Genomic DNA, 15,775 nt, shown 5'->3' with positions numbered 1-15,775 from the left:
ACGGGAGCCCCCGCGTGTCCACGCACCCCCGACGCACCTACCGCATAGGCCAGATCGTGCCCAGTTCCAACGTCACGATGGAGACCGAAATCCCGGCCATCCTGCGTGCCCGCGAGGGCGTGGCGCCGGAGCGGTTCACCTTCCACTCCAGCCGCATGCGGATGACCCACGTCACGCCCGAGCAACTCAAGGCGATGGACGCCGACTCCGACCGCTGCGCCGACGAACTCTCGGACGCCCGCGTGGACGTGCTCGGGTACGCGTGCCTGGTCGCCATCGTGAGCATGGGCCTCGGCTACCACCGCGAGTCCGAGCTGCGGTTGGCCGGGCGTACCGCCGCCAACGGCGCCCCGGCCCCCGTCGTCACCAGCGCGGGCGCGCTGGTCCACGGGCTGCACACCCTTGGCGCCCGCAAGGTCGCGCTCATCGCGCCCTACATGGCGCCGCTCACCCGGATGGTCGTGGACTACCTCGGGCACGAGGGCATCGAGGTCCTCGACCATGCGGCCCTGGAGATCCCCGACAACCTCGACGTGGCGGCACACGACCCGGCACGCCTCCCGGACATCGCCGCGGCCCTCGAGCACGCCGACGCGGACGCCGTCGTCCTGTCGGCGTGTGTGCAAATGCCGTCGCTGGGAGTCGTCGAGGACGCGGAGCAGCGCCTCGGCAAGCCGGTCGTCTCGGCGGCGATCTGCACCGCGCACCAGATGCTCCGCGCGCTGGGGCTGCCCGCGGTGGCGCCGGGGGCCGGGCACCTGCTGTCGGGGGCGTACGCCGACGCCCCGATCGGGGAGGCATGAGCGCGTCGGGGTGAGCGGGGCGGTGTCGGCGGGCGCGGGCCGAGCCGGGTACCGTTCCCGGCCGGCCAGCGCCCCCCCGGCTCGCCCTGGTACCAGGCCCACCAGGTCTGCTCGACCCGGCACCCGGTAGCTGAGCACACGTCAGTGAGCACCCGTCGTTCAGCACCCGCCGTCAGGAACCCGGCGCCGAGATCACGGCCCGGAACCACCCTCGGGACCGGCCCTGGGTAGGATCACCGCGGCACAATCCAGGAAGGCGGTCATGGGCGAGAGCGCGACGCGACCCGGTTCCCTCATCAACACCATCTACGGTGCGTTCGTCCGACGTTGCGGCGGCTGGATCTCGATCGCCGACCTGATCACGCTGATGGCCGAACTCGACGTCGACGCGCCGGCCGTCCGGTCCGCGATCTCGCGCCTCAAGAAGCGCGGCACGCTCGTCCAGGAGCGCCGCACGGGCACCGGCTACCGCCTCGGCGACGCCATGGGCCCCGTCTTCGACGAGGGCGACCGCCGCATCTTCGGCAACCTGGAGCCCGCCGCCCTCGCGGACGGCTGGGTGGTGGCGGTCTTCTCCGTCCCGGAGAGCGAGCGGGCCCACCGCCACCAACTGCGCTCGCGGCTGACCTGGCTCGGCTTCGGCAAGGCGTCCCCGGGCGTCTGGGTCGCCCCCGGGCGCCTCCTGGACGACGCGCGCTCCACCCTCACGCGCGTCGGGCTCAGCGACTACGTCCACCTCTTCGCCGGCGACTACGCCGCGTTCTCCGACCTGCACACCGCGGTCAGCGAATGGTGGGACTTCAAGGCGATAGAGGACCAGTACGCCGAGTTCACCGCCACGTACGGCCCCCTCGCCGAAGCCCTGGCCACCGGCCCGCCGGTCGGCCCGGACGCCGCCTTCCGCGCGTACGTCCCCATGCTCACCGAATGGCGCCGACTGCCCTACCTCGACCCGGGCCTGCCCACCGAACTCCTACCCGACGACTGGAACGCCGTCGATGCCCGCCGGGTCTTCCAGGCCCTGCACAAGCACCTGGCCCCGTCGAGCCTCGACCATGTGCACCTGGTGACGGGCCTGCCGGTCGAGGACTGAGCGGCGCCGACCCGGGGGCCGCGCGCCGACCGCCGGCGAACCGCCGCACGGTAGTGCGGTCGTGCGCGGCCACCCCCTCAACGCAGTCGGTCCTCGCCGTCCGTCGACTGCTCCTCGAGGGAGAACGGTGCGCTCGATGTGACGGCCGTGTCGAAGCGCAGCACCGCACGCGTGTCCTCGTCGTACGGCCGCCAGTGCGGAATCCCCGGATGGTCCGGGTTGCCGGTACGCACAAACGCGATCCAGGCCCGGTGCATTGCGGTGCCGAGTGCCTCGACCTCCTCCGGGTCCGCGCCGGCCAGGAACGGGGCGTGCGACCAGCGTTCGGCGTTGTGGAACGTGAACGGCAGGTCCAGGCAGTGGGTTGCGCCGAACCGGCCCTCCGCGCCCGGGGTCGCCCAGTCGAACTGGTAGAGCCTGAGCGGCACATCGTCCTTCGCACGGGCCTCGGCCAGGCCCAGGCCCGGGGCACGGAAGAACCCGTCGGTGACCCCGGCCGTCGTGGCGGCGTCGACCTGCGGGTCGAACGCGAAGGCGAACGTGGCCTCGTCGCGCGTCCAGCCGAGGAGCCCGTCGACGTCCCGCGCGGCTCCGGCCGCCGCCGCGGCGAGCGGGTCGCGGTCGAGAGTGACGCCGTCCAGCACCGGCCAGAACGGCAGCAGCCACCGGCCGGGGCGCGCTGTCGCGCCGAACATCGCGAGGGTTGTCCTGACGATCTCCTCCCACGGCATGGCCCGCAGGGCCGCCACGTCGTCGGCCCCGGCCAGGTTCATGAACAGCCTTGTGGTGCGCAGCGCTTCCTCCGGGTCGGGAAGCGTGAGGCCGAGCGGAGGGCTCTGCAGGATCATCCGGTGGAACAGCCCGCGGCCCTCGGGACGGCACGCCATGGCCAGGGTCGCGAAGGCGCCGCCGGACTGCCCGGCGACCGTGATGTTGCCGGGGTCGCCGCCGAACGCCGCGACGTTGTCGCGGATCCAGGCCAGGGCCGCGAGTTGGTCGGTGATCCAGAAGTTCCCGCTGTCCGCGCCGTCCGCCTCGCCGAGGAAGAGGAACCCCAGCGCCCCCACGCGGTACGACACCGTCACGACGACGAGGTCGCCGTTGCGCGCGAACGGGTCGCCCGCGTAGATCGGCAGCGTCCCCGAACCGGACACGAAGCCGCCGCCGTGCAGCCACACCAGAACCGGCCGTTGCCCGTCGTCGGCGGCAGGCGTCCACACGTTGAGCGTCAGACAGTCCTCGTCGAAGGGCGGCGAGCCGTGCCCGCCGAGCACCGGGTCGACGCGGTGCGGCTGCGGCGAACTGGGGCCGTAGGCCGAGGCGTCGCGCACCTCGGACCAGCCCTCGTGCGGCCGGGCGGCGCGCCAGCGGGCGTCGCCGACCGGGGGAGCGGCGTACGGGATGCCCCGGAAGACGTCGAGGCCGGCCTCGCGGGTTCCGCGCACCGGGCCGAGCGTGGTCTCGGCGACGGGCAGGGGCGGGGAATCGGTCATGTGGGGCGTCCCTCCTCGGTGGGCGGATGCGGGGCTGTGTCCTTGGCCGTCAGCTGCCGGACGAGGGAGACGAGGGCGAAGGTGAGCGCGGAGACGGTGAACGGGAGTGGGACCGAGGAGACGAGTCGTCGCAAGACCAGGCGGAGGATTGCCATGCCCACCTTCCTCACACGAGCGGGACTCGCCGCAACGTATAGAGGAAGAACTGCGTCCGTCAATGATTCGCGATAACGAATGCGCGGCTTTTCGGGAATTGAATTCATTGAATTCAAGAAGTCAAGGAATGGATTTCGAGGAGCCGGCGTGTGGAAGCGAGCGCGGTGCGGAATACTCCGGCGGGAGGCGAAACTTCGGGATGCGTCCCGAGGCCGGGGTCTCGTTCGGGGTGGCGGCCGGGCTCTTCGTGACCCACCTGCCTCGGGAACTGTTGTCGGACTTGCCGCCGGATATCCGGCGCGCCCGCTTTCGGAGGGCTTTTCTCCGGATGGCTCGGGGAGCTTGCCGCGAGTCGGCCGGTGCCTCGGAAGAATCGTTGCGGCGGCATGGCCGGACGGCGTACCGGCGACCGGTGGCGGCCCGCGGGTGCCGCTCGCGTGGCCGCGAACGCCGGTCGGCGCGGGTCCCGGCGTCGTGAACAGGCCAAGATCGGAACGCCGTTCCCGATCTTCCGCGCCGGGTGCCACCTGCGCGGAGCGGGGGCCGGATCGACACGTGACGACGCCGAATTTTGGCCGGGGCGGGGTCGTTGCCGACCGTCCTACCCGGCGGTAGCCTTCAGCACACGGCCCGGACGGCCCGGATTCCTTTGCGAGGACTGGCCGTTCGGCACGGGGGTAGCACAGCGTCGGATGCGTGGAGACGTCCAGGGGCCCGAGGCGCCCGGCAAATGCCCCGGGTCCGTCACGCACGCTCAGAGGGCAGTTCCGGCGCTCTCGATCCCCGGCGCGACCAATCGGCTGGACCGACGGAGGGGGCGCCGAAGTGCCACGGCACAGCACCGAAGCGTTGCGAAGGACACCGCGGGAGCCGCACGCCGCGGCACGGGGCACCGCCGCCCGTCCGGCGGACGTCAAGGAGGTACGCCGGTGACGGCCGAGGCGACGCCGCAGGACACCGGGCACCCGCGCCGCAAGTTGATCCTGCTCGTGATGATGCTCTGCATGTTCATCACGGTGATGGACAACAACATCATGACGGCGGCGCTGGCCGAGGTGCAGAAGGAACTCTCGGCGTCCAACGCCGAGTTGCAGTGGTCGATGGACTCGTACACCCTCGTGTACGCCTCCCTGCTCTTCACCGCCGGCGTCCTGGGCGACCGCTACGGACGCCGCCGGGTGCTGGTCGCCGGCCTGTTGTTCTTCACCGTCGCGTCCGCGATCGGGACATGGTCGGGAGACCCGACGCAACTGATCGCCTGGCGCGGCGCGATGGGCATCGGCGCGGCCGTCGTCCCCGGCTGCACGCTGGCCGTGGTGACCAACGTGTTCCCGGAGGCCGAGCGGGCCAAGGCCGTCGCGCTGTGGTCGCTGTCCGCGGGCCTGGCCATCGCGTCCGGCCCGGTGGTCGGCGGCGCGCTGCTCGGCGGGTTCTGGTGGGGATCGGTACTGCTGGTCAACGTGCCGCTCGCGCTGGCCGCCGTCGTGCTCATCGTGATGTACGTGCCGGAGACCCGGGACCCGTCGCCGGGCCGCCTGGACCTGGCCGGTGTCGCGCTGTCCATCGCCGGGGTGGGCGCGCTGGTCTACGGCATCATCTCCGGCGGCGAACCGGACGGCTGGCTGCGCCCGGTCGTGCTCGTGCCCATCGCCGCGGGCGCCGTCATCCTGGTGGTGCTGCTCGCCGTGGAGCGCCGCATCGACAACCCCTCGCTGGACCTGTCCCTGTTCCGCAAGCGCTCGTTCGCGGCCGGGTCGACGGTCCTGTTCTCCTCCGCCTTCGCCGTGCTGGGCGGGGGCTTCGTGATGGTCTTCTACCTCCAGGTGTCGCGCGGCTACACGCCCCTGGAGTCGGGTCTGCTCATGCTGCCGGTGGCGGTCGGCGCGCTCGTCAGCGGAGCGCGCAGCGACGCCCTGACGGCCAAGTTCGGCCATGCGGCGGTGGTCGCCACCGGCGCGCTGCTGATGGCCGCGGCGCTGGCGTACTACGCGACGGTCGACCGGGACACCCCGCTGTGGGCGTTCGAGATCGCGCAGACGGTGACCGGCATGGGCTTCGGGCTCACGCTCTCCCCGGTCATCGCGGTGGCGCTCTCCGAGGTGCCGCGCGCGCGGGCCGGGGCGGGGTCCGCCATCGCGAACACGATGCGGCAGACCGGCAGCGCACTCGGCATCGCCGTCCTCGGGTCGGTGCTCGGCAGTGTGTACCGCAGCGAACTCGGTTCCGCCGGGGACGGGTTGTCCGACGAGTCGGCGTCGTCGCTCAGCGGCACGCTGCGCGCGGCGCCGGAACTCGCCGGGCCCGCGCACGCCGCGTTCCTGGACGCTTTGTCCGCGGCCATGTGGGTCGGTGCCGGAGTCGCCCTCGTCAGCGCGGTCATCGCCGTGGTCTGGATGCCCCGGCGGCCGCAGCCGGCCGTGCCCGCGGAGACCGCACCCGCGGCGCCCGGCGACCACGCCGACCTGAAGGGAACACATGCCTGAGCACAGCTGACCGCCGCCACCCCGGCGATGCCGCCCGTGCAGTACAGCGGCGGCGCCCGCCGGGGATCCCGCGGTTCGACCACCGCGGACCGGGTGAAGACGGCCCCGGTCCACGGTCTCCGCCGTCTGCTCCGCCGCTACCTCCCCCGGATGCCTCGTCCTTGACGTCCGGTCCCCGATGCCCTGTCCCGATGCCTGTGCTCCGTGCCCGAGTCCTGCCGGAGCAAGTGCGGCGCCGACGCTCCCCGGCCCTGTGCGGGCGCCGCCCGAGGCGGGTGAACGACACGGGCCCGCCCGCGAGTTCGCGGGCCGGACCGCGTCACCGGGCCGGACCACCAGAACCGTGCGGATCCGAGGAGGAACCATGCGTGAGCACCACGTCGTGCCCGTCGACGTCACCGACCCGGGAGGGGCCTGGGACAGCGGCCCGCATCCCGGGTGGCCCGCACACGGCCCCGGCGCCGACGAGTTCGACACCATAGTCCGCGACGTCCGGAACCTGTCCGCGAAAGTGCCGTCGCGCCACGCGGTCACCTGTGTGCCGGACGACCCGGCGCACCCGGACGCGACCCTGACGTACAGCGAACTCGACGCCGGGGCACGCCGAATCGCCGCGTGGCTGGCCGACAACTGCGCACCCGGCGACCGGGCTGTCCTGCTCTACCCGACCGGGACCGCCTTCGCCACGGCCTTCTTCGGCTGCCTGTACGCCGGCGTCGTCGCGGTGCCCGCGCCGCTGCCGCTCAACAGCAGCGGCAGCCAACTCCGCCGTCTCCAGCGGATCCTGGACGCGTCCGGCGCATCGGTCGTCCTCATCGACGCCGAACACCTCCCGCTCGTGGCCGACTTGGCCCAGGGCGGCAAACTGCGCTGCGTCGCGACCGACGCCGCGGCACTCGGCGGCGCGGCCGACTGGCGGCCCCGGCCGGTGCGTCGACGGGACCTCGCCATGCTTCAGTTCACCTCGGGCTCGACCACCGAGCCCAAGGGAGTGATGCTCTCGCACGAGAACCTGGTCTTCACGATCGACCTCATCGAGCGATCGTTCCACCTGCCGCCGCGCATGAACACGGTCAGCTGGCTCCCGCTCTACCACGACATGGGCCTGATCGGCGGGTTGCTGAGCGCGCTTCGCCAAGGCGGGCAGGCGGTCAAGATGACGCCGACCGCATTCCTCCGGGACCCGTCCCGCTGGCTGGAGTTGATCAGCCGATACCACTCCGGCCTCAGCCCCGCCCCCAACTTCGCGTTCGACCTGTGCGTGCGGCGGGTGTCCCCGGAGCGTGCCGCCGGACTCGACCTGCGGAACTGGCTGGTGGCGGCGAACGGCGCCGAACCCGTGCACGCCGGCACGATCGCCGCCTTCCGCGAGCGGTTCGCACCGGCCGGGTTCCGGGCCGAGACCATGTGTCCGTGCTACGGCATGGCCGAGGTGGGGCTGTTCATCACCGGAAGTTCGCCGGGACAGGACCCGGTGGTGACCGACGTACACGCGGAGGCCCTGGAACAGGGGGAGTTCGTGCCGGTGGCCACCGGCAAGACCGGACCGGACGGCGGCCCGCTGGACGAGTCGGCGTACCGTGCGCTGGTCTCCAGCGGCCCCGACCCCTTCGGCTACGACGCGCGCATCGTCGACCCCGGCACCCGCCGCGAGCTGCCGGACGGGCGCGTGGGCGAGGTCTGGCTGCGCGGTCCGGGCGTGGCGATGGGCTACTGGGGGCTCGACGAGGAGACGGCCGCGGTCTTCGGCGGGCAAACCGCCGACGGCGAGGGCCCGTTCCTGTGCACCGGCGACCTGGCGGTCCGTTCCGGCGGACAGCTCTACATCACCGGGCGACTCAAGGAGCTCATCATCGTCCGGGGCCGCAACATCTACCCGCAGGACCTCGAGGCGCGGTTCGGCACGCTGCACCCGGCGTTCGCGGCCGGCAACACCGTCGCCTTCGGCGTCGAGTGCGCGGACGGCGAGCACGTCGTCATGCTCCACGAACTCGGTCCACGCCCCGAGCGCCCCGCCCCGGCCGAACGACCCGAACTCACCGGATCCCAGGGGGAGTCCGGCGACGACCGCGGCGCCGCGGCGCCCGACCTGTCTCCGGCCGACCTGGCGGGGATCGCGATCGCCGACCTGAGCAAGTACGCGGGAGTCGCGGTCGCGAACATCTGCTTCGTCGAACCGGGCACCATCAAGCACAGCACGAGTGGCAAGAAGCGGCGCACGTACATGCGCGAACTGTTCGTCACCGGTGCACTGCGGCCCCGGCACGAGACACTGGACGGCCCCGTCGAGGCCCGGTACCGGTCCGACGCGTCCCGCGGGCCCCTCACGTCCGCCGACGCCTGAGCACACGCGAAGCCCCGCGCGCCGGGCGCGCGGGGCTTGTCCGTGCCGAGCTGCGGTCAGGACATCGCGGACTCCTTGCCGGCGACCGCGTGGTACTCGTCCGGGACGAACTCCTTGATGCGCCGGTTCAGTCGGACGAACGACCATGGCCAGATCGTGCTGTTGCGGCCGTTGCGGTCGATGTAGTTGCCCGTACAGCCCACCGGGTTGTAGACGGTCGAGCTCAGCGCCTTCTGGACCTCGGCGTTGTACTCGTCCTGCACCCCGGCGCGTACGTCCACGCTGTGCCAGCCCCTGTCCCGCATGGTGTCCAGCGCACTGAGCACATACCGGACCTGGGCCTCGATCGCGGCTATCGCCGAACCGGTGCCGGAGCCCATGTTCGGGCCCAGCAGCATGAACAGGTTCGGATAGCCGTGCACGGACGTGCCGAGGTAGGCCTCGGGGCTTCCCTTCCACAAATCTTCGAGCGTACGGCCCTTCTCGTCGCTGACCTTCGCGGCGATCTGCGGGTCGCTGTAGTGGAATCCGGTGCCGAAGAGGATCGCGTCCACCGCGCGCGAGGTGCCGTCAGCCCCGATCACGCGGTCGCCCTCGACGCGCACCAACTCGTGGGGGATGACCTCGACATTGTCCGCGGCGACCGCCGGATAGTACGTGTTGGACAGCAGCACGCGCCGACAGCCCATGACGAAATCCGGTGTGAGGATCTCGCGCAGCGCCTCGTCCTTGACCCCGCGGCGGATGTTCCACAGGGCCGCCTTCTGCAGTGCCGGCATCGCCCGCGGGTGGCGGAAAAAGTAGCTCAGCGACTCCAGGATGCCGTACTGCACCGTCCGCATCGCCTTCTGCGAACGGGGGAATTTGCGGTAAAGGCCCTTCTCGAGCTTCGACAGCCGGTAGTCCGACTTCGGCAGTATCCACGGCGCGGTGCGCTGGAACAGATAGAGGTTGTCCACCTGTTGCTGCACCATCGGCAGAAACTGTACGGACGACGCGCCCGTTCCTATGACCGCGACCCGTTTCCCCTTGAGGTCGTAATCGTGATTCCAGCGCGCGGAGTGGAAGATCTCGCCGGGGAATTGGTCGAGACCGGGCAACTCCGGGACCAGCGGCGCGCTCCACGGCCCGGTCGCGGTGATCAGCACGCGGGCGGAGTAGGTGCCGCCGGTGGACTTGACCTCCCAGGCCTGCCCGTCCCACCGGGCCGACTTCACTTCTTCGTTGAAGCGGATCGAGCGCATTACGTCGAAATCGCGTGCGGTGCGCTGCAAGTAGTCGCGGATCTCCGGTTGTTCGCCGTAAGCCCGTTTCCAGTCGGGATTCGGCGCGAAGGAGAAGCAGTACAGCGAGGACGCGATGTCACAGGCACAGCCTGGATAGTTGTTGTCGCGCCAGGTCCCGCCGACCTCGGAACCCCGGTCCAGAATCAGGAAGTCGTACCCCGCCCGGCGTAGCCGGGCACCGGCCGCGACGCCGCCGGGACCGGCACCGATCACCAGAATGTCCCCCACCGTTGTCATGACGCGAAGGTATTTTTCGCTCAGACCGGCAGTCAATGCGCAGGGTGTGCCTATCCCGTGCCTCTCGTACGCCTCTCCCGTACATCTCCCGAACTGCCCTCGTGCCGCGTCGCAGCCGGCATCACGGACGTTGCCGCAGACGGTGCCGCAGACGGCATCGCGGACGGCGTCGCAGCCACGAGGCCGCCCGCCCGCGGGAGTTCAGGACCGGGCGAGGATCGTGTGCCGTGCCTGGAGGAGCGCGCCGCGCAACGGGGCGTCGTCGCCCAGCTCGGCGGCGAGGACCGCGACGGTGGCCGGGTGCAGGCGCCCGACGTACAGCGTGAGATGCGCCCGGACGGCTTCCAGCAGAAGGTTTCCGGCGCGGGCGAGAGTGCCGCCGACGACCACGCAGTCCAGGTCCAGCGGCGTGGCCACCGCGCCCACCAGCGAGCCGATCGCGGTGCCCGCCTTGGTGACGGCCGCCTGGCACGCCGGATCGCCGGCCAGCGCCCGCGCCACGATCTCCGCCAGGTCCCGCGGCGCGCCCGGTCGACCCGCGCCCTGCGGACCCGGCTCCCCGGCCCCCGCGCCGGCAGCCGGCGTCCCGAACCCCGCGCGCGGCGACAGCCCGGTGACCCCGGTGACCCCGGTGACGCCGGCGATCCCGGAGCCGCCGGTGAGCCCAGTGACCCCGGTGACCTCGGCGAGGAGCGCCGCCTCGCCCGCCACTGTCTCCAGGCACCCGCGCCCGCCGCACCAGCAGGGCCGCCCGCCCGGCTCGACCACGCAGTGCCCGAACTCGCCCGCGACACCCCCGCCGCCCCGGTAGATCTCCCCGCCCAGCACCAGGCCGCCGGCGGTGTAGGCCTCGCCCAGCACGAACATGAAGTCGCGGTACGGCCGCGCCGCCCCCGCGTGCATCTCCGCCAGCGCCGCGAGGTTGCAGTCGTTCTCCACCACGACCTCGGTCCCCAGCGCGGCACCGAGGTCGCGGGCCAAGGGCACGCTGCCCCAGCCCATGTGCTGGTGGTAGCCCTCGCCCAACAGGCCCTGCGCGCCCGGCTCCCGGCTCACCCGTACCAGCCCAGGTACGGCGACGACGGCGCCGGACAGGTCGGCCCGGGTCCGGCCGTCCGCCGCGCACCGGTCGACCAGGCGCGCGACCGTGTCAATGGCGTGCGAGTAGGGGCACGGCACCGGGATCGCCGCCTCGTACGTCGGCCGCCGGCCGTCCGGCGCACCCTCGGGATCCGCCGGTCCGGGCGACGCCACCACCCTGATGCGCGTGCGGCCGATGTCGATCCCCACCTGCCAGGCACGGTGCGCATCGGGCAGCCGGAGCAGCTTGGCGCGCCGCCCGTTCCGCAGGCCCGCCTCCTGGACCGCTAGCCGGTCCTCGAGCAGCACGCGGACCAGATTGGAGACGGTCGCCTCGGACAGCCCCGCCGCCGCGGCCAGCTCGACCTGCGACATGGGGCCGTGCTCCAGGCACTCCAGCAGCCGACGCAGGTTCCAGGCGCGCAGCACCTGCTGCGATCCGCCTCGAGGGGTCATGGCGCTCATGCTCGTCAGCGTTGTCGGAACGTGTCAAGGACGGGTCACCGGGGTGCTGTCTCCGAGTGCGGGCGGCAATCGGGAATTCATCCGGTGAATGCAGGAAATGAATCCACCGCGCGTCGACCCGATAATCCGGACGACCATCGCTCGACCCCTTTGCCGCGTTGTCGGCGCGTGGGATGCGGATGGGCCCGATCCCCCGAAAGGACGCCCACCATAGGGTCTGTCGTGAAGACAACCGCAGGCGCGGTCGAAGGCGTCGTGCTCGACGGCCTCACCGTATTCAAGGGAACTCCGTTCGCCGCGCCGCCTGGTCTCGATCCACGGCGGCGGGTGGAAGCGCGGGCATGCCGCCGACCCCGCCCACGACGGCGCCGTGCCGGCAGGTGACAGCGTCGTCGTCGTGACCTTCAACTACAGGTGGGCTTCGAGGGGTTCGATCTGGCGCCCGGCGCACCCGCCAACCGGGGGCTTTCTGGATCAGGCGGCCGCCCTGGCCTGGGTGCACGACAACATCGTGGGCTTCGGCGGCGACCCGGACAACGTCACGGTGTTCGGCGAATCCGGCGGCGGCGCGTGCATCGCGGCGCTGCTGACCGCCCCCGGCGCGCGCGGCCCGTTCCGCCGCGCGATCGTGCAGAGCCTGGCCGGACGCTACCCGCCCGAGGAGGAGGCGGAACGCGTCTCGCGGCCCATCTGCGCCGCGGCCGGCGCCGACCCGGGCGCACTCGCGGACGCCGCACCGGAACGCCTGCTCGCCGTCCAGGACGTACCGCTGGCCGCGACGGCGTCGGACCCGGACGCGTGGAAGACCCGAGGCCATCACGGCGTTCTCACCGACCGTCGACGGTGCCACGGTCGTCGACCTGCCGTGGCTGGCACTGCGGTCCGGCGCCGCCCGCGACGTCGACCTCATCTCCGGGCACACGCGTGACGGGTTCACACTGCGGTCGCTACAACACGGCGCCCTGCGGCCGACGTTGACCGACATGGTCAAGTCCGCGCCGCTCATGCTCACGATGGCGCAGTCGCCCCTCGACCGGCGCGGCGCGACATCGGCCTCGCGCACACGGCCCGGGTCCTCGGCCTGGGGGCGGACGCCCCTGACGCCTACCGGACGGGCTACCCGGGAAGTTCGGACGGGTGGCTCTACACGGCCATGAACTCCGACTCGCTGTTCCGAATGCCCTCGACGTGGCCGGCGGAAGGGCACGCCGCGGTCGACCCGGGTGTGCGCATCTGGGACCGCGAGCCGTCCGTGGTGGCCGATCCACACGCACCTTCACGCCTTATCTGGCAACGGAGTTCGGGGCTCTGACCGCAGGCGGTCCGGTCGCCGCCGGGGGGCGGCGGCGACCGGACCTGCGGGGGATGTGCGGCGGGCCCGGGTACCGGGTGCGGCCCTTCGTCAGCCGGCCGCCGCCGCGACCGCGGCGTTGCCCGAAGTCCACTGCTCCCAGGACAGGTTCCAGTCGCCGTAGCCGTTGCCGACGTCGACGGTCTCCGAGGCCGAGTTGACCACCTTGATGACGTCGCCCACGATGACGCGGTCGTAGAACTTCTTGGCCGTGCCGTCGTTCGCGAGGCCGACGCAGCCGTGCGTGACGTTCTTCTTGCCCGCGTTGACGTTGGCGCTGGCGTTCTCGTGGACATACGTGCCCGACGCCGTCGTGTGCAGCGCCCAGTTGTAGTAGTCCCGGTACTGGCCGCCGTAGCCGACCGTCTGCCCGTCCATGAGGACGCTGGAGTTGCGGTCCATCACGACCATCGTGCCGTTCCAGGTGTCCATCCCCGGCGCGCCCGCGGTGATCGGGATGACCGTGTCGGGCTTGCCGTCCTCGACCACGGTCATCTGGTGCGTCTTGACGTCGACGGTCGCCACCAGCGAGCGGGCGACGGTCACCTTGGCCTCGGAGTCCCGGATGGTGAAGCGGCCGTCCCCGATGTCGACGCCGTCCAGGTCGGCCTTGAAGGTGATCTCCGTACCGGGCTTCCAGTAGTCCTTGGGGCGGAAGTCGATGCGCTGGCCGTCGTTGAGGTTGCGGTCCTTGACCCACCTCCAGGCGCCGGTGACCGGGGTGTCGGCGACGACGGAGAGCGCCTTCTCCACCGCCGCGCGGTTCTTGACCGGTGAGTCGAACACGACGGAGATGGGCAGGCCCACGCCGATCTGCCGGCCGTCGGCGACGTTCACCTGGTAGCGGACCTTCTTGTCCGCCTGCTCGGTCCGGAACGCGGCGGTGGCCTGCGCCTGCTGCCCGGCCGTGTTCGTCGCGGAGGCCTTCACGGTGTAGCGGGTGGCGGTGTGCAGCGCGCCGGTCGAACGCCACGAGGCGAGGTCGTCGGCGGTGTCCCCGGCGATCTCGCTGCCGTCCTCGCCGGTCACCGTCACGGCGCCGATCTTGCCGCCCTCGACCTTCACCGTGACCGGTTCGCCGGGGGCGAGGACTCCGCCGTCCCCGGGGGTGATGGTGAGGACCGCGGCGGGAGCGGCGGCCGGGGCCGCGCTGCCGGGATCCTGCGGCGCGGCCTTGCCCGCGGGCTTGCCCCCGGAACCGTCACCGGAGTCCGATCCGCCGCCCGAACACCCGGTCAGGGCGAGCCCGACCACCACCACCGCGCCGACCCACCCGCGCCGCAGGCGCCGTGCTCCGCGTGCGTTCACCGCTGCCATGAATTACCCCTTTGTCGTACCGCGTTCCCGTCCTGCTCGACGCCGCGATCTCCGGGCCGCGTTGCCCTTCCGAAATGTGATTGACGGCACGCGGACGCACTGGCACCGGAGGCCGCGTTCGGTGCGTCCATGTCGGTCCGCACAAGCCACGCAAGGCGCGCGAGTCGCGCAAGCCACGCAGGTGCGCGCGAGTCCGCGGCGGCCGGCACGGACGCGCCGGCGCCGGTGGCCCGGCGCACTCGCGGGAGTGCGTCAATTCGGCGGCCGGATTCGTCAGGACCCGCCGCCACATTGCCAGTTGGCCGTCGCTCCGGCGCCGCGCGAACCGTGGTCGGGGATCCGGCCCGCGTACGTCTTCGGCGCGGCGCCGCCGCAGACCGCGATGGTGCCGGGGGAGGCCTCCCCGTGGGAACCCGAGGACGGACTCGACTGCCTGACGGCCAACGTCTGGACGCCCGACCTCGGTGCCGCCGGCATGCCGGTGATGGTGTGGATCTGGGGAGTCTCTTCAAATTCCCGTCGGATAGCCCGCGGGCCGTGGTGCGTGCGCTCGCAAGGCGCGGCCCGCGGCTCGGCCTGGGTTTGGCTTGGGAGGGCCGCCAGGCCCGGCGGCAAGGGTCGTAACGCGGCGAGCGTGCGTGCCACGGTTCGCGGGCCCGGCGGGAATTTGAAGACACGACCTACGGCGGCGCTTGGCGGTTCGGCCGATCGGCGGTCCCGATGTACGACGGGACGAAGCTCGCCCGGGCCGGCGTCGTGGTGGTCACGTTCAACTACCGGGTGGGGTTCGAGGGTCTCGGACACGTGCCAGGCATGCCGGAGAACCGCGCACTCCTCGATCAGATCGCCGCATTCCAATGGGTACGTGCGAACATCGCGGCCTTCGGGGGCGACCCGGACCGGGTGACCGTCTTCGGCGAGTCCGCCGGGGCGACATCGGTCGTGAGCCTGCTGGCGACGCCGCGTACCGAGGGACTGTTCCGGCGGGCCATCGCTCAGAGTGTCGCGGGACGCGCGCCGCTGCCGCTCGCCGACGCACACCGGGTGACCGGGCTCGTCGCCGACGCCGCCGGGGTGCCGGCCACGCTGGAAGGGCTGCGCTCACTGCGGCCGGAGCAGATGGTGGCGCTGCAGGACGTACCCCTGGCGGCGATGGCGGCCGACCCTGACGCGTGGTCGATGCCCGACAACGTGACCTGCTTCGCGCCGGTGCTCGACGGCGAGTTGGTGGCCGACACGCCCTGGTCGGTGCTGCGCACCGGCGCGCGGCGCGACGTGGATCTGATGACGGGGTACACCACGGACGAGTACAGCCTGTTCGCGGGCCGGCGCGACGTGCCCGCGGACCTGGCGGCGACGGCGAAGCGCCTGGGGCTGCACGAGGGGGCGCTCGCGGCGTACCGGGCGGCGGATCCGGGGACTCGACGCCCGCGGCCTGTACACGCTGATGTTCTCGGACCAGGTGTTCCGCATGCCCTCCATGTGGGTCGCCGAGGCGCACGCGACGGCGGGCGGACGGGCGTACCTGTACGAATTCGCCTGGCGGTCACCGGTGTTGTGCGGGGGGGGGGGGGGCCCCCCCCCCCGCCCCACAAGGGAAAAGGACAACGCAGTAAAACACGAAACTCGGCGGCAGGAGCGGGTTTGGGGGTGGTGTGTTTTATTTT

The 15,775-nt window shown here is 72.0% G+C and carries 11 protein-coding genes and 1 pseudogene; 7 read left to right on the top strand and 5 right to left on the bottom strand.

Annotated features, from left to right (window positions below):
- Nucleotides 1-14: 14 nt before the first annotated feature.
- Both AB0C36_RS29700 and AB0C36_RS29695 read left to right on the top strand, forming a co-directional pair.
- The gene (locus tag AB0C36_RS29700; RefSeq protein WP_358359914.1) at nucleotides 15-803 is read left to right on the top strand and encodes a maleate cis-trans isomerase family protein; all 789 of its coding nucleotides are present in this window, start codon (nucleotides 15-17) and stop codon (nucleotides 801-803) included.
- Between the two features lie 262 nt (nucleotides 804-1,065).
- Nucleotides 1,066-1,896: a PaaX family transcriptional regulator gene (locus AB0C36_RS29695; RefSeq protein WP_358359912.1), complete on the top strand. Its 831-nt coding sequence runs from the start codon at nucleotides 1,066-1,068 to the stop codon at nucleotides 1,894-1,896.
- 77 nt (nucleotides 1,897-1,973) lie between these two features.
- Here the strand turns inward: AB0C36_RS29695 and AB0C36_RS29690 are convergent, their stop codons facing one another.
- Nucleotides 1,974-3,389: a carboxylesterase/lipase family protein gene (locus AB0C36_RS29690; RefSeq protein ID WP_358359909.1), complete on the bottom strand. Its 1,416-nt coding sequence runs from the start codon at nucleotides 3,387-3,389 to the stop codon at nucleotides 1,974-1,976.
- The gene (locus AB0C36_RS29685; RefSeq protein ID WP_358359907.1) at nucleotides 3,386-3,544 is read right to left on the bottom strand and encodes a hypothetical protein; all 159 of its coding nucleotides are present in this window, start codon (nucleotides 3,542-3,544) and stop codon (nucleotides 3,386-3,388) included. The genes AB0C36_RS29690 and AB0C36_RS29685 overlap by 4 nt, the downstream gene beginning before the upstream one ends.
- Before the next feature lie 930 nt (nucleotides 3,545-4,474).
- Between AB0C36_RS29685 and AB0C36_RS29680 the strand changes: the two genes are divergently transcribed.
- Complete coding sequence (locus AB0C36_RS29680; protein WP_358359904.1) at nucleotides 4,475-6,028, top strand: MFS transporter; 1,554 nt, start codon at nucleotides 4,475-4,477, stop codon at nucleotides 6,026-6,028.
- A gap of 364 nt (nucleotides 6,029-6,392) precedes the next feature.
- On the top strand, nucleotides 6,393-8,372 hold the full coding sequence (locus AB0C36_RS29675) for a fatty acyl-AMP ligase (RefSeq protein ID WP_358359903.1): 1,980 nt from the start codon (nucleotides 6,393-6,395) through the stop codon (nucleotides 8,370-8,372).
- Nucleotides 8,373-8,428: 56 nt separating this feature from the next.
- Here the strand turns inward: AB0C36_RS29675 and AB0C36_RS29670 are convergent, their stop codons facing one another.
- Both AB0C36_RS29670 and AB0C36_RS29665 read right to left on the bottom strand, forming a co-directional pair.
- Nucleotides 8,429-9,895, bottom strand: coding sequence for a flavin-containing monooxygenase (locus tag AB0C36_RS29670; protein ID WP_358359900.1), 1,467 nt, complete (start codon nucleotides 9,893-9,895; stop codon nucleotides 8,429-8,431).
- A 201-nt stretch (nucleotides 9,896-10,096) separates the two neighbouring features.
- A complete protein-coding gene (locus AB0C36_RS29665) occupies nucleotides 10,097-11,440 on the bottom strand; it encodes an ROK family transcriptional regulator (RefSeq protein ID WP_358359897.1) in 1,344 nt (447 codons plus the stop codon).
- Between the two features lie 304 nt (nucleotides 11,441-11,744).
- On the opposite strand from AB0C36_RS29665, the gene AB0C36_RS29660 reads away from it, so the two are divergent.
- The gene (locus AB0C36_RS29660; RefSeq protein ID WP_358359959.1) at nucleotides 11,745-12,368 is read left to right on the top strand and encodes a carboxylesterase family protein; all 624 of its coding nucleotides are present in this window, start codon (nucleotides 11,745-11,747) and stop codon (nucleotides 12,366-12,368) included.
- A gap of 474 nt (nucleotides 12,369-12,842) precedes the next feature.
- Here the strand turns inward: AB0C36_RS29660 and AB0C36_RS29655 are convergent, their stop codons facing one another.
- On the bottom strand, nucleotides 12,843-14,108 hold the full coding sequence (locus AB0C36_RS29655; RefSeq protein WP_358359894.1) for a L,D-transpeptidase: 1,266 nt from the start codon (nucleotides 14,106-14,108) through the stop codon (nucleotides 12,843-12,845).
- On the opposite strand from AB0C36_RS29655, the pseudogene AB0C36_RS29650 reads away from it, so the two are divergent.
- Both AB0C36_RS29650 and AB0C36_RS29645 read left to right on the top strand, forming a co-directional pair.
- A pseudogene (locus AB0C36_RS29650) lies at nucleotides 14,107-14,598 on the top strand (carboxylesterase family protein); the annotation flags it as partial. The gene AB0C36_RS29655 and the pseudogene AB0C36_RS29650 overlap by 2 nt on opposite strands.
- Before the next feature lie 230 nt (nucleotides 14,599-14,828).
- The coding region (locus AB0C36_RS29645) for a carboxylesterase family protein (RefSeq protein WP_358359892.1) at nucleotides 14,829-15,775 on the top strand (947 nt) is incomplete at its 3' end.

Source organism: Streptodolium elevatio, from assembly GCF_040649515.1.
Classification (GTDB): Bacteria; Actinomycetota; Actinomycetes; order Streptomycetales; family Streptomycetaceae; genus Yinghuangia; species Yinghuangia elevatio.
The sequence above is the reverse complement of the archived record's forward strand: the minus strand, read 5'-3'. Positions and strand labels throughout refer to the sequence as shown.

Bases quoted from the DNA above. Each gene is read 5' to 3' on its own strand.
- AB0C36_RS29695 (WP_358359912.1), top strand. From the start codon at position 1,066: ATGGGCGAGAGCGCGACGCGACCCGGTTCCCTCATCAACACCATCTAC.
- AB0C36_RS29690 (WP_358359909.1), bottom strand. From the start codon at position 3,389: ATGACCGATTCCCCGCCCCTGCCCGTCGCCGAGACCACGCTCGGCCCG.
- AB0C36_RS29685 (WP_358359907.1), bottom strand. From the start codon at position 3,544: ATGGCAATCCTCCGCCTGGTCTTGCGACGACTCGTCTCCTCGGTCCCA.
- AB0C36_RS29675 (WP_358359903.1), top strand. From the start codon at position 6,393: ATGCGTGAGCACCACGTCGTGCCCGTCGACGTCACCGACCCGGGAGGG.
- AB0C36_RS29670 (WP_358359900.1), bottom strand. From the start codon at position 9,895: ATGACAACGGTGGGGGACATTCTGGTGATCGGTGCCGGTCCCGGCGGC.
- AB0C36_RS29665 (WP_358359897.1), bottom strand. From the start codon at position 11,440: ATGAGCGCCATGACCCCTCGAGGCGGATCGCAGCAGGTGCTGCGCGCC.
- AB0C36_RS29655 (WP_358359894.1), bottom strand. From the start codon at position 14,108: ATGGCAGCGGTGAACGCACGCGGAGCACGGCGCCTGCGGCGCGGGTGG.